Raw genomic sequence first — 18,918 nt, forward strand, 5'->3', positions numbered from 1 at the left:
GATGACCGGGACATCCCTTTCCGTCCATCTGTGAACTGACGCCGCACTTTTCGGCCGTTTCGCGTATGCCGGACGTATCTGCGCCCGAAGACGAGCGTCTCTCCCCAGGGCGCGGGCCGGTACGGCACGCAGCCGATGCGGAACCGATTTCGCCCGCCGTACCGCTGTGAACTGCGGAAACGATGTGGCAGGGCTGCGAGGAGGGGGAGTTGAGAAAAAACTTCGCCTCCGGCATCCGGATCCGGGCCCCAGTGGCGTGTAAGGGGTGAGGGCCTCGGCCTTCACCAACGAGTTCGTCTCTACTGGGAGGCCTGGTCGACGACTTGGTCGTACTGGGCAGGAGCGGGCGGGGTTCCCCTGCTGCTTCTGCTGTTCTCCGTGATGCGCCGCACCCGGGGCGTCACGGAGATGCTTGTAAAGGCGCATATCGAGACCCGGACGGAGCGCGAGCAGCGCGCCACCATGGTCGCGATGGCGCAGGCCCTGCCCGACGGCGGCGCCGCCGCCCGTTTCGAGCAGGGCCGGCCGGCCTGGCTGTTCCGCAAGGACCTGGCCGACCCGGCCGGGCACCGGGCCATCGCCACGCGGGAGGCTGCGTGAGTGAGGCCGCACCGGGAGCGGACTTCGAGTCCTTCGTTCTCGAGACCATCGAGGCGTTCTCCCGACTGGCCCGGGTCGAGGCGGGCGACCTGCACAGCGCGGAAGACGCTGTGCAGGACGTCTACCTGAACATGTACCGGCGGTGGGCGACGATCTCTGCACAGGAGGGGTCGCTCACCGCCTACGGCCGCACCGCAGTGAAACGGGCGGTCATCGACCAGTTCCGTCGGAACAAGCGGATGGTCACGGTGCCGGTTCATGAACTGCCCGAGACTGAATCCGGCATCGGCATCCCCGAGGCCGCCTACGAAATGATTAAGGAAGGAATCGGCGAACTCGTCGCCAGTCTTCCTGAACGGCAGTGCGAGGTCATCACTCTGTGTGTTCTGCAGGACCTCAGCCCTGCAGTGGTTGCGCAGCGCCTCCAGATAAAGGAGGAGTCGGTGAAGCGCTACATCAAAGCCGCCGCCAACAACCTGAAGAAGTCCATCAACGAGCACAGCGAGGAGGCCACCGCATGACATACCTGTCCGCTTGGACGCACCAGCCCGAGGAGCGGGGAACCGTCCGGCTCCTCGCCCTCTGGCTCCTGCTCGAAGGATCTGAGCAGGCATTTTCCAAGGGTTCTCGGATCAGCGAGGACCCTGTCCAGGCGGAGGGGGGCCAGCCTTCGGGCTGGCCCCCGGCCCCCGCCCCCTGCCTGGAAGACCAGGGAAACGGAAATCATCGAATCGGCGCGGTCCGTGAACTACGCACTCTCCTGAAAAGGGAAATCGATGATTCCGCGACGCCACAGGAAACACGGCGCGTAGCAGAAATCCTTGAGTTCCTAGACAGGGATAATTTGGCGCGAAGCTGGTGGGAAAGGGCGGCTCTCAAGGGTGACGAGGATGCGCGGGACTATCTTCGTATCCTCGATGTTGAGAGCGAAGAAGAACTATCCGCATGCTGTGGGCGCGGGAAAGAACACGCTGAGGAAGCTTTCAGATCATTCGTGAGTGGCTTTGCATGCCGGTCGGCCGGTATTCGCGTAGCCGCAGACAGGGTCGATTGGGCTTTGGGGGAAGCCGGAGTCGGGCTGTCTGAAGCAACGCAAGCTCTCGTGCGTGAGATTGAGGACTTCCTGGCGCACTTGGACCACACCACCGGCGGGCCGCGGTGCTGACACGACAGCGCGCCGCGCGCCCACAGATGGGAGAGTCTTTGTAGACCAGCCTCCATGAAGCCTTCACGTGAGAAGGCCGGACGACTCGTTGAAGTGGCGGCCGATCCCCACCCGCGTGGGGGTCGGCCGCCACTGCGTTACCCCAAAGCTCCGTAGCCGATTCACGGAGTCCTTCCGCCAGTCATGACTGGATCGAGCACTCGCCCCTGCATACGGGACACCAACCCAGTCCGCGGTTGGTGCGACGTCAGCTGGGGGAGGTGCTACTGCGGACGCGGTACGACGTACATCCACCAGCATCGAAGCGTGCTGGCCGGCGTCGTGAGCCTCGCCCACTCCGTTTTCTACGCCGCTGCCGAGCCAGGGGCTTACCAAGCAACAACGACCGCCGGGCTCTTGCCGGCTGTTGCCAGTTCTAGCCGCCGCCCGGTTACACGAGATCAAGAAGTGAACGCTATCCGTACGTTCTTGGTACGCGAAATGTGCGCTTCACGCTAGGGTTGCGGGACTGGAGGTGCTGCATGTCCGAGCTGTTCGACGCGGTCGACGCGCTCATCGCGTCCCGCTCCCCGTTGCCGCCCCCGGCGGAACGCAAGCGGCTGCGTCAGGCGCACGGCCTGACGCTGGACGAGGTGGCCGCCGCTTTGCAGGTGCGGCGGGCGACGGTCAGCGGCTGGGAGGCCGGTAAGACCGAGCCGCGGCCGCCGGAGCGCGACGCCTACGCCCGCATGCTCAAGCAGCTCGCCCAGCTCTACCCCGCAGGCGCTCCGGTGCCCCCTGAGGACACGGCGATCCCTGAGACGCCTGCCGTTGCGGCCGCTCCTGCGCCATCGGCAGTTGAACCGGCCCAAGCCCGCTCCGCACCCACAGGCCCGGCTGCGGAGCCCGCGAATACTGCACTTTGCCCCGCTGCCCCTGCCGCTGTATCGCGTCCGGCGGCCACGACCCGGCCGACGTCGCGCCGTCCGGCCGTGCGGAAGGCTGCCCCCGCAGGTATGACGGAGGCCGGCACCGATCCGCGTTTCGAGAACGGCCCGCTTGCGGTCGTCGATGTCGACGCAGATGGTCAGGTGCGGGCGTACTGCGTCGGCGGCCTGGTCCTGGACGTAACCGCGAAGTCGCTTCCCGCGCTGGTGGAGTGGACATTGCGCGAAGGGCGGCTCGGTCAGCCGAAGTTGTCGGGGCCGGGCAAGGATGCCGACCCGCTGATCGTGCTGACCGGGGCCGCGTGCGAGCGTTACGGCCTGCCCATCACGCTCACCAAAGAGGAGCGCCTGGCCGGCCGGATCCCGGAGGGCCACAAGGTCATCAAGCAGCTGACGCGCGCCAACTGGCAGCTGACCAAGCGCGGGTTCGGGCCGTGGGCGAGGATCTACCGCCCCGCGCAGGGATCGGAGCGATCCTGTGTGCAGTTGTGCATCCCGTCGTGGGATGCGCTCGATGCCCGGCACTGGGCCGACGCTGCCCAGCTTCCGCCGGCCGAACTCGCGCGGCTCCTGGGCACCTATGCGGCCCGGGTGATGACGCCGCGCGGCTCCACCGCTGTCACGGGTCTGGAGCTGATGACCGCCCTGCACCCGCCGACCCGCGCCTCCGAACCGGACGCGGACGGCAGGCGGCATTCCGAGCACAACCCCGGCTCGCTGGGCAAGGATCCGGTGGACTGCGCGCCGTGCGAGGCCCCCGACGGGCACCCGCTCCTCGCCGATCTGCCGCGTTTCCATCCCCGCACCCCGGCTGAGGTCCTGGTGGAGGAGGCGTATGACTGGGCGCGCCCGCTCACCGACGCCGAATGCCTGCGCCCTCATCTGGTGGGCATCGATGTGAACATGGCCTTCGCGGCCGGCGCGAACGGTCTCACGGTCGGCCTGGGCGCGCCGACGCACGTCAAGAACCCCGTCTTCGACGCGAAACTGCCCGGTTCCTGGCTCGTCGACCTCTCCCACGTCGACCTGTCCCGCGTGAAGGTCGGCAAGGACAAGTGGGCGGACCTGGACGCGAGCCTGCTGCCCGGTCCGTTCACGCCGAAGGGCGAGCGCCCGGAGGGGCCGGCCTGGTACGCGACGCCGACCGTGGCGTACGCGGTGGAGCTCGGCTACGACGTCACGCCGATCGAGGCGTACGTCCGCCACGACAACGGCCGTTACCTGGACGCCTGGTACAACCGGCTGCGCGACGCCTACCTCGCCACGATGGCCGACCTCGGCGTGCACGCCGACATGCCGCCGGCCGACTTCCTCGCGGCGATGGACGGCTACCGCCGGCGTGACCCTCAGCTGGCGATCGTGGTGTCCGCAATCAAGGCGACCGTGAAGGGCGGCATCGGCAAGCTGCGCGAGCGCCCGCGCGGGGAGGGCTGGAAGCCCGGGCAGCCCTGGCGGGCCCTTGCCCGACCGACGTGGCGCCCGGACATCCGCGCCGCGGTCATCTCCCGCACCCGGATCAACATGCACCGCAAGATCGTCAAGCACGCGGCGTTCACCGGGCAGTACCCGGTGGCCGTCCTCTCGGACTGCGCCGTCTACGCGTCCGACGGGCCGTCGCCGCTGGACTTCCTGCCCTACCGGGACGGCAAGCCGCTGCCGGGCGGCTTCAAGCTCGGCATCAACCCGGGCCTGGTGAAGTGGGAGGGCACCCAGAGCGTGCTGTGGGGCGAAGGCGTCCGTGAGCAGTTCAACGCTCCGGAGCTCAACCTTGCCCGGTACATCAAGGACGGCACCGTCACCGACGCCGACAACGGAGAGTAGGAGTAGGCGATGAGCCTGTTCGGCGACGGCCTGAATACCGCGGTGCAGAAGGCGTTCACCCGCGCGGTGCCCAAGAGCGCGCCAGCGCAGATGCGCTACCTGGTCAAGCAGCTCAAGGGCACCAAAGCGGTCGCCCAGATGCTGCGCATCTCCCAGCGCACCGTCGAGCGGTACGTCAAGGACCAGATCAAAAAGCCCCGCCCGGACCTCGCCGCGCGCCTGGAGCGCGAGGTGAAGGCCCGCTGGCAGCCGCAGATCCGGGCCAAGGCCCGGCACAAGGCGGCGACCACCGACGGCATCGTCATCGATACCCGTGCCCGCATCGGCTACACGGCGCCGATCGGGACGACGGACGAGGACCGGCTCCGGCACCTGACGGTCGCCCTGCCGCCCCGCTACGCCGCCCGTCTCTTCGATGCCCAGGAACAGGGTGCCACCGACCAGGAGCTCCAGCAGATCGCCGCCGAAGCACTCAAGGAGGTGTACTTCCAGGACGGCGGCCGCCGCGCCGGCAGCCTGGAAGAGGTGCGCTTGACCGACATCGAGCACGTCGAGTTCGACCTGTAGACGTCCCTCGCCACCGGCGAGCCCGATCTCCATGGTGAGCCGGAGCAGGCTGGTTGAGAAGAGGATCAAGCCGACACGGTCCGGGTGGGGGCGTAGTTACGCTTGGGTGCGCTGTGCCGGGCGTCGCACTGCACATCCCTGAACTGCCGTCGTCTGCACTCCCGTCTGCACTCCAGCCGACATGGGTGAGTCCTGAAGCGCGGCGGCGACGGAGCCCCGCGCAGGTCCCGTCGCGGGGGACCGTCCCCATCTGTAATGGGCATTACGTGTCAGGTCGTTCAGGCGGGGAGCTGGGTGCCGAGGTAGCGGCGCGGCGGGTGGTTGCGGTCGATACGCATACGGATCTCGGCTTGGCCCTCTTGCTCCATCTGTTGCCTGGCTTCGGTGAGGTTCAGGATCTTGTCGACCGTCACAACCTCGATGCAGGGGCCGAGCGGAAAAGCGTGATCGCCTATGGTGAAGGTCATCGACTCATGTGCGGCTGCCAGCCGGAAGTGGCTCTCCCTCGTTGCACGGTCGAGGACGTCACGGTGGATGGCGATCACGGAGACCGTAGTGCCGCGCAGGATGACTTCCTCACCGCGCAGCAGGGCCAGTACCTCTTTGACGTCCCGCGCGTCGCGCAGGCTGAAGTCGTCGGGGACTGGGAAGAACTGGCCTGTGCGCTGCTGAAGCGTGGCGAGGTCTGCAAAGGCGTTCGTCCAAGCTTCGGCCTCACCTTCACTCCAGCCCTCGGGCACGAGCTCGGTGCTGATGGCAGCATGCATCCGGTGCTGTTGCGAACCGGACAGCACAAGCTCCAGTATCCGCCCCGGTGCGGCCGCTGCGATCAGGCGCAGTGCGGGTACGACCGTCTGCGGGAGGAAGTTCTCTGGCGGTCTGATCGTGAGCTGCATGCCCCAGAGCTGCTGACGCATGTCGTATCGCACGTGCGCCTGGATGCAACCGAGGATGTCCTGACCGAAGAGCGTGCCTCCGTCGGTCCCGTACACACGCTTGTCGAACCGTACCGGGAGTGACATCAGCGGTAGCCCGGAGTCGGGATGTAGAACGACCAGCTGTCCCGGAACCGGCGGCGCGATGTCTTCCCGGTGCGAGGCGAGGCGTATTGAATGCGGCGTGAACGTGCCGTTGATACCTAGCTCGGCCGGAGCGCTGACTGTCATAGACCCCAGGTTGGGCGCAGATAGCGTGACCTCGCCGCCGAACCGCATGGCTTCCTCGAACTGCTGCTGCCGCGCCTGGTCCTCGGCATCGTCAAGCAGGAACGTCACCTGCCCGGTGAACTGGATTGCTGACTCGGCACTGTCCGGAACGGGCTTGCGTACCAGTTCGATGGCTGTCTCCCCCCGGTCGCCGGCGGAGACTCGAACGCCGTAGTGCGGTGAGAGGTCCTGGGCACGACGGGAGAGCGTCTCGTAGCGCTCGATCAGGTCAGGGATCCCCCGTAGCATGCAGTCACGCTCGGCACGGGCTTCCACGATCCTATCCAGGATGTGAGTGTCGCTGTTGTGCAAGGCGTACCGGACGAGGTCGCCGTGAGCAGCGAAGTGAGCATCCAGCCAGCAGCGGCCGCGCCACTGTCGTACAAAGGGGAACTCAGCTCGTAGGCCATCGAACCAGACCTGCTCCGTGGGATTCGGGTCGATGGGCACCACAAGATCCCAGTGGTCTGGTTGCGACCGAGCCGTCGACACCAGCGATCGCTGTACCTGGTCTCGGCGGCTCTTGGTCATGTGGCCGGTGAAGGACTTCACCTCGTAGTTGATCAGACGGTTGTCCGCGGTGTACTCGAACAGATCACGTCCACCGTCACCACCCGTTCCGTCGACCGCCTGAGCACGTGGATACAGGCGAAGGAGCAACATAGTCACCAGGGACTCACAGGCCTTTGGCTTCTTCGCCAACTCTTCCCAGGGCACTTCGACCATGCTTCAACGGTAAGGGCATGTACTGACACGCCATCCTGTCGTCGTTCCATCCACTGCACGGCGGATCGTGGCACGCGGCCGCCAGAGATAGCCCGGCCCCGCCTGAGGACAGCACCGGCGCCGCACGGGCGGCCGCAGGCGCTACCTCACCACCCGCCTCCGCAAGATCGCCCCTGGCGTCCGGCACGACTATGTCGAGTCCCTGCTTGGTCAGTCGAAGACGACGTCCGAGACGGACACGAAGAACTCTCCCGTCATCTCCTGTTCCTGGTCAATGTGGTTGCAGCACTCCTCGGTGGCGCCGGTGGTGCAGACGCCGCCGTGCCCGCCCCAGATATTCACGATCGCGTGGCGGCCCGTCTTGCGTCCCGCCAGCGCTGCCGTGGTCCACGCCTGTTCGGGGCTGCGGCCGTGGACGACCACCATGAACGGGGTCGGCTCCAGGTCGGCCCACGCCAACGGGGCCGACGCGTTCCAGCCGTCCCTGGTGACGAAGAACTGGTACGTCCACGTCGGTCCGGTGTGGTTGGCGGTGTGCTCGTAGGAGAAGGTGAGCTCCTTGGCGCCGGCGTCGAGAGCTGTGGTGGGCCAGTCGCCCACGAGGTCCAGGCCGGCGAATCGGGGGTTGCCCGCGGAGGCCACCTTGCCGTCGTCGTCGCCGGTGCTGAACTTGCGGTACTCCAGGTAGTGGCCGTGCCGGTTCCACGGGTAGTCGGCGCACATCCGTTCCTTGCCCGGGACGACCTCCGACCACCAGACGTCCGGGGCGCAGGCCGCACGGACCTGGTCGCAGAAGGCGCTCGTGCAGGCGTGGCCTCCGCCGCCCACCGCGGACTTGAGGGTGAGCACGGACCGGCCCGGCGGGTCGGCCATGTTGCCGTGCCTGGGCTGGGCGACGTCCGCAGTGCGGTCGTCGGGCACCGCGACGGGGATCGGCTGATACGGGTCATCGGCCCGGCCGGGCACGGTGCATTCCTCGGAGAACGGGCTCCAGCTTCCGTCGCCGCGCCGGGCCCGGATCTTGACCTGGTAGGTGTCGCCCGGGTCGGTTCCCAGAGTGACCCAGTGGTTGGCGGCGAGCTTCCAGCCGCCCCACCATGTGGGCCAGTCCAGATGGAGGGTCTGGGTCAGGCGGCCGTCGAGCCACACCTCGTACTCGTGCGGGTACGCGGCCCGGCCGTCGTCCCAGTCGGGCGGGATGGTGTCACCGCCGGAGTTGCCTCCGGTGGTCCATCGCAGGGAGATGCCGTGGAGGATCTCGGAGCCGTCGGTCCGGTACGTCGTGGCGGCCGTGAGGTCCTTCGGGTCGTAGTAGTCGCCGTTGACGGGAGTGCTGGGTGTGGAGGTCACCCGGAATCACCTCGGTCTTTCATGGCAGGGGAAAGGACGGGGAAGACGGAAGGGTGCTCTTCAGTCCCTCACTCCCGACTCCTTGCAGCCACCCTGATTCGCCCCAATGGGTGACGCTTCTGGCGGGTAGAAGGGGGTGCGTCGCACGCGCCGCGGGCCTGTCGAACAGTGGCGCCTGGGGCCCAGGTGCCGGAGGGCGACGGTGGGCCCAAAGGACAATGGCCCCTTCCCTAGGTGATCAACATTCAAGAGGTTGCCGTGTCCGGTACATCAGATGAGCCCGACTTCTCCGGCCTGGACGGGGGCGAGGATCAGCAGGCGGACGACATCGTGACGAGGTTGGGGAAGGGCTCTTGGTCGCCGAGGCGGGCGGGGAAGGCGGCGCAGCCGATGAGTCTGGCGCGTCCGGCGAGTTGGGCGCCGCGGACTCCGGTGAACAGGGGGGTGGTGACGTCGATACCGGCGTAGACGTGAGGTCTTTGATGAGGTCTGCGCTCTGGGCACCGATGGTGGGGGCCGAGAAACTGTTCGAGGAGGCGGCCGCCGAAGGCGACCCGGACGCAGCGCGCCGGCTCGTCAGGATGCATGAGGAAGCCGGCAACCACGAGGAAGCAGAAGCGGCGTCGCGGCTAAATCCTGTATTAGGACTCGTTGACCTGCTTGGTTGGCCGTCCAGGGGAACCCGCGGGAGGCCAACCAGATGGTGAGGTCGCGGGCAGACTGCGCCGCCCGGGCACCACCGGCCAGCACAACAGGCCCGTCGCACCTGCCTACATCACCGATCGGTCCGCGGACTTCGAGCGACGGTGGTCGCACTGACCCGGTACCACGCCGGGACGCAGCAGGAGGGCCGCGCGCACCGGTCGGTCGTGTCTCACGGACGCCGGTCGGTGCAACCCCGCCTCATTGCTCGTCGGGGTCGGGGCGGCGGGTCTGGGCCGTCGGGAACTCGGGGCACAGGCGGCGATACGGGGTGTCACCGACGTAGGTGGTCCACTCCTCGTGGGTCAGATTGCGGCCTGCTCGCTGGCACAGGGCGTGCGGCCACTGCCGGGGGACGGGGGTGATCCGGGCAGAACGGTCCCAGGAGCCGGTGGCCAGGGTCTTGCCGTCCGGACTGAACGCCACCGACGTGACCCAGCCTGCCGCGTCGCCCAGCGTCGCGAGGGTGCGGCCTGCGCGGAGGTCGAAGAGGACTGTCGTACGGTCCCGGCTCGCCGTCGCGAGGATCCTTCCGTCGGGGCTGAAGGCGATGGCGGTCACCTCCTTGGTGTGGCCGGTGACGGTGCGGACGACAGTCTTGGCCTTGATGTCCCACAGGCGTGCGGTGCCGTCGCTGGAGCCGAGCGCCAGCGTCTTCCCGTCGGGACTGAACGCCGCCGCGTTCAGCAGGTCTGCGTTGTTGAACCGTGCGGTGCCGCTGAGGGTGCGGGTGTCCCACAGGCGTGCGGTGCCGTCGGTGGAGGCGGTCGCCAGTGTTCTGCCGTCGGGGCTGAACGCGACGGCGTCCACCCAGCCGCTGTGCCCCCGGAGCGTGCCGACGCAGCGGTGGGTGCGGGTGTCCCAGAGGCGTGCGGTGCCGTCGGTGGAGGCGGTGGCCAGCCTGCTGCCGTCAGGGCTGAACGCCACCGCGTCCACCGCGCCGCCGTGTCCGCGCAGCGTGACGAGGGCACGGTGCGTCCGGGTGTCCCACAGACGGGTCTGCCCCTCCTGGTCACCTGCCGCGAGCAGGTGCGCGCCGGAGTCGAGGGCCACGGCCAGCACGGGTACCGCCCGGTTGTCGAGGACGGCGGTCGTACGGCCGGTGCCGGGATCCCACAGCCGGGTGGTGCCGTCCCGGCTGCCAGTGGCGAGCGTGCGGCCGTCGGATCCGAAGGCCACGGTGTCGACGTAGTCGCGATGACCGCTCAATACTTCGGTAGCGTTCTGAGCGGTGGTGCCCCACAGCCGTACGGTGCCGTCCGAGGAAGCCGTCGCCACAGCCCTCCCGTCCGGCCGGAAGGCCACCGAGTTGACGTGGCCCACATGCCCGTCCAGGACGCCTGTCGAACGGTGGGAGTGCAGGTTCCACAGCCGGGCGGTGTCGTCCCAGCTGCCGGTCAGCAGCGTGCGGCCGTCGGGGCTGAACGCTACCGAGGCCACGACGCGCGTATGACCCCGCAGAGTTGCCGTACCGCGCCGGGTGCGCACGTCCCACAGGCGCGCCGTCCCATCGGCGGAACCCGTGGCGGCTGTCGTGCCGTCGGGGCCGAACGCCACCGCGTAGACCTCACCCCTGTGACCGCGCAGGACGCCTGTCGAACGGTGGGTGTGCAGGTTCCACAGCCGGGCGGTGTCGTCCCAGCTGCCGGTCAGCAGCGTGCGGCCGTCGGGGCTGAACGCCACCCCGCTCACCCTCCCGGTGTGGCCGGTGAAGGTGGCGAGCGCGCGGCCCGTCCGCCCGTTCCACAGCCGGGCGGTGCCGTCCTCCAAACCGGTGGCCAGTTTCGTGCCGTCGGGGCTGAACGCCACCGCGGTGACCGCGCCCGCCTGAGCGGGGAGCCGGACGGCCGCCGTGCCGGTGCGTACGTCCCAGACGCGGACGGAACCATCGGCGGAGCCCGAGGCGAGGGTCCGGCCGTCGGGGCCGAACGCCACGGCGGCGACCGCACCGGTGTGCCCCGACAGGACGACAGGCGTGCCGCCGCCGTCGGCACGCCAGAGCCGGACCTTTGTGTCCGTCCCGCCGGTGGCCAGCGTCCGTCCGTCGGGACTGAACGCCACCGCCGTGAGCGTTCCTGCGTTGCCGGCCAACGGCCGTACCGGGTACATGGGGACCGCCAGAGCGCCCTGGGCGCCGGCGGTGGTCGCGCCGTTCGCCTCGTACCGCAGTCCGGCCAGGGCGAGAAGACCGGCCAGCCCTGGCCGGGTGCCGAGCAGTGCGCGCGACTGAGCGGCGAGGCCGTCGGCGATGGCGATGCGGCTCTTGTCGTCGGCCGCCTTGCGTTCCGATTCCGCGGTCTGCCACTGCCGGCCCGCGAGCAGCGTGGCGCCCAGGGACACGACGACCAGCAGGACGAGAGCCGCCGAAAGACGCCTCAGCCGACGGTTGCTCCGGCGCGCTGCCTCGGCTTCGGCCGCCGCCGCTTCGATCTCGGACTCCGCCACAGCCGCGCTCCGGTCCAGGAACTCGGACTCCAGCGGGTTGAGGTCGCTCCGCCGAGCCTGCGCCATGTCCACGGCCCTGGCCAGCCGGTGTCCCCGGTACAGGCTGCCCGGATCGCGCCCAAGTGCCTGCCAAGCCTCCGCGGCGGCCGTGAGGTCGCGGCGCAGGCGCAGCCAGTCACGGTCCTCGACCAGCCATGCGCGTAACAGGTCCCAGGCGCGCACGAGCGCTTCGTGGGTGATCTGGACGACCCCGTCGTCGGCGGTGACAAGCCGTTGGTCCACCAGACGCCGGAGCGCCACTCGCGAGGGACCGCCCTCGTGGGCGAGTTCGTCCTCACCCACCCTGCGGCGGACGGCCTCACCGCCCTCGTCCACGGTGACCAGTCTCAGCAGCAGCCGGCGTGCGGCTTGCCGCTCCTCGGGGTCGAGGGCGTCGTACACCCCCTGGGCGGTGTTGGCCACCGCGTCCCGGATCCCCCCGGACGCCTGATAGCCCGCCAGCGTCATACGGCGTCCGTCGCCCTGCGCCCAGGTGGCCTGCAAGGTGTGCGCCAGCAGGGGGAGTGCTCCCGCATCATGACGGCCACCCTGGACGCCGAGGTCGCGCAGGAGCGTCTCGACGAGGCCGGGTTCGAGTTCCAGACCCGCGGTGCGAGCCGGTCCGACGATGGCCTGCCGCAGTTCCGGTTCCGTCATCGGCCCGAGCACGAGACCGCCCTTGCTCATCGCCCCAGACAGTCCGGGTACGGCGATGCAGCGGTGCAGGAAGTCCGCGCGCACCGCCAGCACCACCGGGGTCGGCCGTTGGATCCCCTCGCCGCCGGCGGCCAAAGCGACGAGCCGAGCCGCGAAGGCATGGCGTTCCTCCGGGTCGGCGCACTGCGTGAAGACCTCCTCGAACTGGTCGACGAGCAGCACCGCCGGCCCGGGACCGTCTCCTTCCGCTGTCGCCGACGACTGCTCCAGCGCCGTCAGGGGGTTGGGCCCGGGCGTAATGCGCACGACCGTCGAGGCACCCGCAGCGTCCTCCGCCGACTGCCCTCGACGCAGCGCGGGCGACAGCCCGGCGCGAAGCAGCGAGGACTTGCCCGCTCCCGAGGCGCCCGTGACGAAAATGGGCGCGCCCCCGTCGAGGCGCGTTCTCACCAGCCGGAGCAGCTCGTCGACCTGCGCCGTACGGCCGAAGAACCACCTCGCCATGTCCTCGGTGAACGCCCTCAGCCCCGGATACGGGCACTTGTCGTCCGGCGTTTCCGGCGCAATGACTCCGGCCTGATCGGCCGGTCGGGTCAGCAGGTTGCCCAGGAGCAGGTAGTCGCCCAGCAGGCCCTCCCACCAATCCTGCTTCGTCTTCCGGTCGGTCTTCAGTTCACTCAGACAGGCCTTGACGTACTTGTCGAACAACGCGCGGGCGGGAAGCCTCCTACCCCGGCCGAGTTCGAGGTCGGAGAGCGTCTGCGAGGCGGACCCGATCCGCAGGGACAACGACTCCTGCGTCAGACCCGCTTCGCCGCGCAGCTCACGCAGTCGCCGCCCCAGCCGAACCCGCTGCTCCTGTGCTGCCTCGTGCCCCGTGGCGGCCGAAGTCATCGAGGCTCCAGGTGACCGGAGTTCCGGCGCACTCCGGATCCGCCGCCCTGATACGCCCCTTGACCTGCATGTTCACCCGGGAATTCCGGGTTCGGCCGCAGTCCGGGACTTCGGCCCCTGCTGTCGGGCAGCCTGGCCGAGGCCGGTCCCACCCCGCCGCTCACCACGTACCGACCGGCCGACGTCCCCACACCCACGCGCTGCCCCCTCACCCCGTAGCACGTGGAGCCTAAGCCTCTCAACGGACAAGAGATGCCGGTTCGGCCCGAACCCGCACCACGCATTCCCGAACCGGCGAACTTGCCACAACTCCGAACAACCGAACCGACGGAGGGATCACGATGAACGACGAGACGATCGACCCGGCCGAGAACGAAGCCGTCGGCGGCGGGGCCGGCGGCCGCCGGACCGAGCCCGACACCATCCGGCGCCTAAGCCGGGTGGCCGTGTTCGGGCTGGTGCGCGGGATGGCCGCCGCGACGGGCTCGGCGCTGATCGCCGGAGTCACCTGGTGGATGCGGGACCACTGAACCGCGCGGGCGTACGGCGGTCGCGCCCAGCCCGATCACGACATCCCCCGCGCCAGTGCTGACGCTCGCCCGCCAGACCTCCCGCGAAGCAGAGGCCGAGCACTTGAAGCCCTCGACGGTGAAGTTCGTCCACGGACTCGCCCGCATGACGCCGTAGCCGACCGGCAAAGGCCAGTCGCCGTGCTCCCCTTCCAGCCGCCGGCCATACCTCCGCCCATGGCAGATCATCGCTCAGTAGCGCCGTCGTACCCTCCTGCAGACGTCGACCCCAGGCAGGATCGTGCAGGTCCTGCAGGAGGGCACCGGACCTCAGGTGGGCTGCGGCAAGACGTGCGTCCAGAAATGACGGCGCCACCGCCGCGGCCTCGGCCGTCGTCAACGCCTCCCGACCCACAAGGGGCGAAGCCGCTCGGCCGTAACCACCTCTCGGGCCGACTCCCGGGGGGAACCTCGACCTTAGAAGAACAACCGACCAGGACGTTGGAGGGCGTTGGTCGGGGAACACCGTCGGGCCGGGGTCCGGAGCAAACGCTTCGGGGCCCGGCCCGACTGGTGTCGACTGGTGTCGGTACGGGAGCACACCAGGTGCACCTGTACCGACCGCCCGACACGGCTGCCACACCACGGGCGGCGGGAACTGCAATCCGGAGGACCGGTTCCATGAAGAGCATGCCCCCTTACACCGCCCTGAGCGGCGCTGAGCCGCACTGGGTGAGGGCGGCCCTCGACGAGCACCTCGATGTCACCGAGATCGCTGTGACGATCTTCCGCGACGCGGTTCCGGAGTTCGCCGGCGGCCTTGCCGTCGTGATCGTGCTCGCCGTCGTCGGCTGGTACGTCAAGCGGCGGCGGAACACACTGCGCCAGTACACCCTGCTCAACAGCGTGGATGCGGACGGGAACCCGGTCCTGCACGTTACGACCCGCCGCCCGGGCACCGTTGTCACCCGCGACGTCGGCCGCGGCCCGGAGCGGTTCGAGCTCACCGACGTGGAGCTGCCCGACGGCACCTAGGTCGCGGAGCCCATGGACCGCTACGTGTAGCCGTCCCCGCCACTTCTCAGATACGGAGAGGGCGTTCGCCACATGGCGGGCGCCCTCTCGTCCCGCCCGGACCACTTGAGACTGCCGTGAAGAGCCGCCCGATCGTCTTCCCGGACCGCAGCCCCACGGACGACGACATCCTTATGCCCACTGCATGCCCAGCCCCCGCAGGGCCTCCGACTGCTGCGCGCTGAGCTTGTCGCGCCTCGATTTGGTGTTCGAGACCCACACACCCAGCTTGATCGACGTGCCGTCCGGTAGTTCTTCAACGTGTGCTCGCCCCACCACGGTCCGGCCTTCGCGGGCGATGTACTGGGCGAGGGCCGCCATTCCGCGCTCGAAGGCCACTGACACCTTTCCCACCGCCTTCCCGGCGCCCCCGTCTGCCGGGACCGCAGCAGGCGCCTCGGCAGGCTTTACACCCAACTCGGAGAGCCGTTCCTGCTGCTCGGTGGACAGCTGCGCCCAGGTCCTCGCGTCTCGTTGCCTCACCAGCCATCGTCCGATGTCGTCGCCGTCGAAGGTCACGCCGGGTGCGATGTCGGGGAGCCGACCGCCTGGTTCGTCGGTGGCGAGTTCGGTGAGGACGCGGTGGTGGCGTTGCCAGTCGAGCGGCCACGGGCAGTCCCAGTCCGGGTCGATGGCCGTCAGCTGCGCCGCGCGCTCCCGGGCCCGCTCAGCGTCCTTCCCGAGGCCGCCCTTGCGTCGGAGGTTGGCCATCAGTTGCCCGATCGCGACGGGCTGTCCGTCGGGGTCGTCCCAGACGGCGTCTTGGCGGGGTGCGAGGTGTCCGGTGGCGCGCCGGTAGGAGCGCAGGGTGGCGAGTTTGGTCTCCCAGGCTTGGTTGCCCGGTTCCCACACCATCCCGGCTTCGGGGGCGTCGAGCAGTTCCTTGCGGTGCGGGTCGAGCTCTCCGGCCCGTAGTGCTTTGCGCTGTTGGTGCACCCACCTGCCCAGCGGGAACGCCTTGGTCACCCCCACCTGCGTCTCGACGTCGTAGGGCACGGCATACAGCCCGCTGATGTCGTTTTCCGCCCGCCACCGCAGCAGGGCTTGGTAGCCCTCGAGCCAGACCAGGGACTGTGGCCGGTAGACGCGGGTGCGCAGGAACGCGGCGATGGTGGCGGGGTCGCGGGGGCTGGAGAACTGCAGCAGCTCCGACTCCGCCACGCCACTTCCCGCCTGTGGCCCCTCCGGTCCGGTGCCCGCGGCGGCGCCGGCGATGATGCGCCCGTCGTCGTCCCGTCGGACGTGCACCTTGCGCGTTCCTCGGGTGAGGGCGCGGTTGGCGAGTTGTTCGGTGAGGTGTTCGGAGTGGGAGCGCAGGCCTTGGAGGACGGCGACGAGGGGGGCGTAGGAGGCGCTGGCGATCATGTCGGTGGGGTCTTCGCCGGGCTGGAGGAAGACCGGCACGATGATCCGCGCGGTCTTGGTGGTGCCGTCGAGGTTGGGTCGCAGCGCCCGGCCGATGTTCTGCACGATCTCGACCTGGGAGCTGCGGGTGTCGGCGAAGCAGACGGCCTCCACACCCCGCTCGCCCCGGATGTCGACGCCTTCTCCGAGGACGCGGCAGCTGGCGAGGAACGCCCGGTGCACCCGCCGGCCCGCGGCGTCGATGCCATTGGCGAACTGGCGCAGGACTTCGCGGCGTTCGGTGACGAGGTGGTCGCCGCACAGCCAGGCCGCCCACACCCGGTCTGCGGGGACGTGCCGGCCGACGGCCTCGACGTCCCCCGGCTCGGCACCGAGAGGAGAGGCGGGCCGGGCGGCGGCCTCGTCCAGGGCGTGGGCGGTGACCTCGTCCGCATACAGGTCCGCAGCCGTCCGAGGCAGATTGACCGCGAAGGCTTCGGCTTCCTCGACCCGGCTGTGGAAGGTCATCATCGTCTTGATGTTGCGGGCACTGGCATGCTCCAGCAGCGCGGCCTGCAGTAGCGCGAGGCGCCGGCCCCGCCGCGCCTCGTCGGACAGGCCGACAAAGTAGTCGGGGTCCTCGATCTCCAGGACGTCGATCTCGAACCCGGCGAGGACGCCCCGCTCGACCGCCTCCGAGAGCCCGAACTCCGCCAGCCACGGCCCGAACATGGCCGAGTCCTGGCCCATCGACGCCAGCTCCAGCTCGCGCCCGTCCTTCCCGCGCTGCGGCCGGGGAGAGGCCAGGATCCGCGGGGTAGCGGTCAGGTAGAGCCGGAAGTCGGCGGGGATACGGGTGTTGTCGTGGATCGCCGCCCACGACCGACCAAGATCACCCGCAGTCGAGTGGGCTTCGTCCACGACGGCGAGGTCGAACGGGGCCATCCGCTGTCCGTACAGCCGCTCCCCGCCCGCCAGAGCAGCCTCCAACGGCCCCCGCATCGTCCCCCGGCCCGCCGGGTCGTCGAAGTCCTCACGATCCACCAGCGAGGCGTACGTAGCGAACACGACCACCGGCCCCGACCCCGCCCACAGCGCGAGCTGAATCGGGTTGGTCGTCGTCCGCACCACCAGCGACTCGAGCACCGGATCGTTCTCCAGCGAGCACACCGCCACCATCGGAGCACGATGGCCCACTGCCCGCCACGCCTGCGCGGTCTGCACAAGCAGATCCAGGGTCGGCACCGTCACCAGGATCCGGCCACCGGGGAAGCACTCCAGCGCACACGCAGCCGCCGTGATCGTCTTCCCCGACCCGGTCGCCGACACAATCGTCCCCCGCGCCCCCTGCGCCGGGACCGAAGACCTTGCAGGAAACCCCACCCAATCCCGGAAAGCCGATTTCTGCCGTAGTTGGTGTTCGCGAAGCTGAATCAAAAGAGTTCTCCGGACTCAGGAAGGACCTGGACGACGGAAGCGATGCGGCATCCGGTGCGCTGGTAGAGGCCGCCGTCTTTACCGTGCACGGCCCAGGCCCGCTCGGCCGCTGCCTCGGCTGACGCAGCCATTAGATGAACGACCGGACCCGGCACGCCCGGGCGGGAGCGGCCGGCGACGGGCCGAGTACCGATCCGGTAGACGCGGTGCCGCGAGATCTCCACAGCCGCGACACCCGACCGCTCGGCCTCAGCCACCTCGGTCATCAGCCGCTGCAACCGCTCCTCTTCACAGCGGACAGCACGCGCGTCACGGGAGGGCGCGTACACGGCCACCTGATCCCTGTCCATGGCAGCGGCGATCCGCTCCCACTGAACGCACCGCAGCTCCGCGATCAACAGCTCACTCAAGTGATGCGGTTCCGCAGGCCCCACCCGTGCGCGCCCGGCGCGTTCCTGCGCCAGATGTACCTGCGCGGCCACCTGACGCCGATCGAGTGCGGCGGCCCTCGCGATCACCCCAAGCCGCGCAAGCTCATGCGGGAGATACTCGTAGATCAACACACGATGCGGCTCTCTGCCGGGGGTCCTTCGATTACGCCAATGCTACATGCTGCATCACACCGAGATGCAGCATTAACGGTGGAGCCCTGCATGCGCTGTCTCGTAGGATCCCTGTCATGGACTGGGGACCGCTCGTGAGCACGTCACTCGGTGCTGTCATCGGCATCGCCTCCACGCTGGCGACGGATCAGATACGGACCAAGCGCGGCCGGGAAGACAAGGACCAGGCCGCACGGCAGCAGCTGTACGGCGATTACCTGGCCGCTCTCGCCAGGACGAGGAACCATTTGCGGATGGCGGCAAGGCCGTCTGGCTTGCCAGATGGAGAACGGGTTCGCAGGGCTGCTGAGGCGTTCCACGAGGGGAATGCCTACGAACTGCGCTATCAGATCGCGGTGGTGGCGCCCAGGGAAGTCGTCGAGGCATCGACTGCCGCGTTTCGGTCCCTGCGGGATCTGAGGGACCTCATGGAAGGGGGGAGCACTCCATACCAGTCAGGACTACGTGCAGGCCCGGGACAGGTGGGAGCTCCTGCTCGCGGAGTTGCGGATCGCAATGAGGCGGGATCTCGGCAGGCAGGTCTTCTAGCCACCCCAGCCTCACCCCGTAGCCGCTCGGACCGCAGGCCCGTTGGCCGGCCCCGCGCAGCGGGGCCGGCCTGTGGCGCGTAGCGCCACCCGGTGACCGGAGCGCAGCGAAGGCACCGGATGAGGGCGAAGCCCTCACTGCTCCGGAGCGCAGCGGACGGAGCATCACCGGCCTTGCGCAGCAAGGCCGGTGAGCTGACCGCGCAGCGGTCAGCCAGCGCTCCCGCGGAGCGGGAGCGCAACCCCCGTGCGCAGCACGGGGGTTCGCTTGCACATCGCGCAGCGATGGTGGTACCCGCTCCGCGGG

General features: G+C 69.2%; 13 protein-coding genes. 7 read left to right on the plus strand and 6 right to left on the minus strand.

Annotated features, from left to right (window positions below; genetic code table 11):
• Positions 1 to 378: 378 nt before the first annotated feature.
• From FB157_RS43660 to tpg, 5 genes are all read left to right on the plus strand, one after another.
• Positions 379 to 600, plus strand: coding sequence for a hypothetical protein (locus FB157_RS43660; RefSeq protein WP_398948059.1), 222 nt, complete (start codon positions 379 to 381; stop codon positions 598 to 600).
• Complete coding sequence (locus FB157_RS43665; protein WP_145886854.1) at positions 597 to 1,121, plus strand: RNA polymerase sigma factor; 525 nt, start codon at positions 597 to 599, stop codon at positions 1,119 to 1,121. The genes FB157_RS43660 and FB157_RS43665 overlap by 4 nt, the downstream gene beginning before the upstream one ends.
• Positions 1,118 to 1,765, plus strand: coding sequence for a hypothetical protein (locus FB157_RS43670; RefSeq protein ID WP_145886856.1), 648 nt, complete (start codon positions 1,118 to 1,120; stop codon positions 1,763 to 1,765). Before FB157_RS43665 ends, FB157_RS43670 begins: the two co-directional genes overlap by 4 nt.
• 521 nt (positions 1,766 to 2,286) lie before the next feature.
• Positions 2,287 to 4,512, plus strand: a complete 2,226-nt coding sequence (gene tap, locus FB157_RS43675) for a telomere-associated protein Tap (protein WP_145886858.1) — start codon at positions 2,287 to 2,289, stop codon at positions 4,510 to 4,512.
• Positions 4,513 to 4,521: 9 nt separating this feature from the next.
• Positions 4,522 to 5,079 (plus strand): telomere-protecting terminal protein Tpg, encoded by a 558-nt coding sequence (tpg, locus tag FB157_RS43680; RefSeq protein WP_145886860.1) that lies wholly within the window; start codon positions 4,522 to 4,524, stop codon positions 5,077 to 5,079.
• Between the two features lie 278 nt (positions 5,080 to 5,357).
• On the opposite strand, the gene FB157_RS43685 is transcribed toward tpg, so the two are convergent.
• The 4 genes from FB157_RS43685 to FB157_RS43700 all read right to left on the minus strand — a co-directional run bounded on the left by FB157_RS43685 (position 5,358) and on the right by FB157_RS43700 (position 13,097).
• Positions 5,358 to 7,010 (minus strand): hypothetical protein, encoded by a 1,653-nt coding sequence (locus tag FB157_RS43685; protein ID WP_145886862.1) that lies wholly within the window; start codon positions 7,008 to 7,010, stop codon positions 5,358 to 5,360.
• 210 nt (positions 7,011 to 7,220) lie between these two features.
• Positions 7,221 to 8,360 carry a lytic polysaccharide monooxygenase auxiliary activity family 9 protein gene (locus tag FB157_RS43690; RefSeq protein WP_145886863.1) on the minus strand — a complete coding sequence of 380 codons (1,140 nt, stop codon included), beginning with the start codon at positions 8,358 to 8,360 and terminating at the stop codon, positions 7,221 to 7,223.
• A gap of 311 nt (positions 8,361 to 8,671) precedes the next feature.
• Positions 8,672 to 8,947, minus strand: coding sequence for a hypothetical protein (locus tag FB157_RS43695; protein ID WP_398948060.1), 276 nt, complete (start codon positions 8,945 to 8,947; stop codon positions 8,672 to 8,674).
• Positions 8,948 to 9,263: 316 nt separating this feature from the next.
• On the minus strand, positions 9,264 to 13,097 hold the full coding sequence (locus tag FB157_RS43700) for a helix-turn-helix domain-containing protein (protein WP_145886865.1): 3,834 nt from the start codon (positions 13,095 to 13,097) through the stop codon (positions 9,264 to 9,266).
• Between the two features lie 341 nt (positions 13,098 to 13,438).
• Between FB157_RS43700 and FB157_RS43705 the strand changes: the two genes are divergently transcribed.
• Complete coding sequence (locus FB157_RS43705) at positions 13,439 to 13,627, plus strand: hypothetical protein (protein WP_145886867.1); 189 nt, start codon at positions 13,439 to 13,441, stop codon at positions 13,625 to 13,627.
• A 669-nt stretch (positions 13,628 to 14,296) separates the two neighbouring features.
• A complete protein-coding gene (locus FB157_RS43710; RefSeq protein WP_145886869.1) occupies positions 14,297 to 14,641 on the plus strand; it encodes a hypothetical protein in 345 nt (114 codons plus the stop codon).
• A 171-nt stretch (positions 14,642 to 14,812) separates the two neighbouring features.
• Here the strand turns inward: FB157_RS43710 and FB157_RS43715 are convergent, their stop codons facing one another.
• The gene (locus tag FB157_RS43715) at positions 14,813 to 17,461 is read right to left on the minus strand and encodes a DEAD/DEAH box helicase (protein ID WP_145886871.1); all 2,649 of its coding nucleotides are present in this window, start codon (positions 17,459 to 17,461) and stop codon (positions 14,813 to 14,815) included.
• Complete coding sequence (locus FB157_RS43720) at positions 17,458 to 18,024, minus strand: hypothetical protein (protein ID WP_145886873.1); 567 nt, start codon at positions 18,022 to 18,024, stop codon at positions 17,458 to 17,460. Before FB157_RS43720 ends, FB157_RS43715 begins: the two co-directional genes overlap by 4 nt.
• Positions 18,025 to 18,918: the final 894 nt, after the last annotated feature.

It is taken from the genome of Streptomyces sp. BK340, from assembly GCF_007827595.1.
Lineage (GTDB): Bacteria > Actinomycetota > Actinomycetes > Streptomycetales > Streptomycetaceae > Streptomyces.

Coding starts and splice junctions, on each gene's coding strand:
- FB157_RS43710 (WP_145886869.1), top strand. CDS start 14,297: ATGCCCCCTTACACCGCCCTGAGCGGCGCTGAGCCGCACTGGGTGAGG.
- FB157_RS43695 (WP_398948060.1), bottom strand. CDS start 8,947: ATGCATCCTGACGAGCCGGCGCGCTGCGTCCGGGTCGCCTTCGGCGGC.
- tpg (WP_145886860.1), top strand. CDS start 4,522: ATGAGCCTGTTCGGCGACGGCCTGAATACCGCGGTGCAGAAGGCGTTC.
- FB157_RS43700 (WP_145886865.1), bottom strand. CDS start 13,097: ATGACTTCGGCCGCCACGGGGCACGAGGCAGCACAGGAGCAGCGGGTT.
- FB157_RS43670 (WP_145886856.1), top strand. CDS start 1,118: ATGACATACCTGTCCGCTTGGACGCACCAGCCCGAGGAGCGGGGAACC.
- FB157_RS43705 (WP_145886867.1), top strand. CDS start 13,439: ATGAACGACGAGACGATCGACCCGGCCGAGAACGAAGCCGTCGGCGGC.
- tap (WP_145886858.1), top strand. CDS start 2,287: ATGTCCGAGCTGTTCGACGCGGTCGACGCGCTCATCGCGTCCCGCTCC.
- FB157_RS43685 (WP_145886862.1), bottom strand. CDS start 7,010: ATGGTCGAAGTGCCCTGGGAAGAGTTGGCGAAGAAGCCAAAGGCCTGT.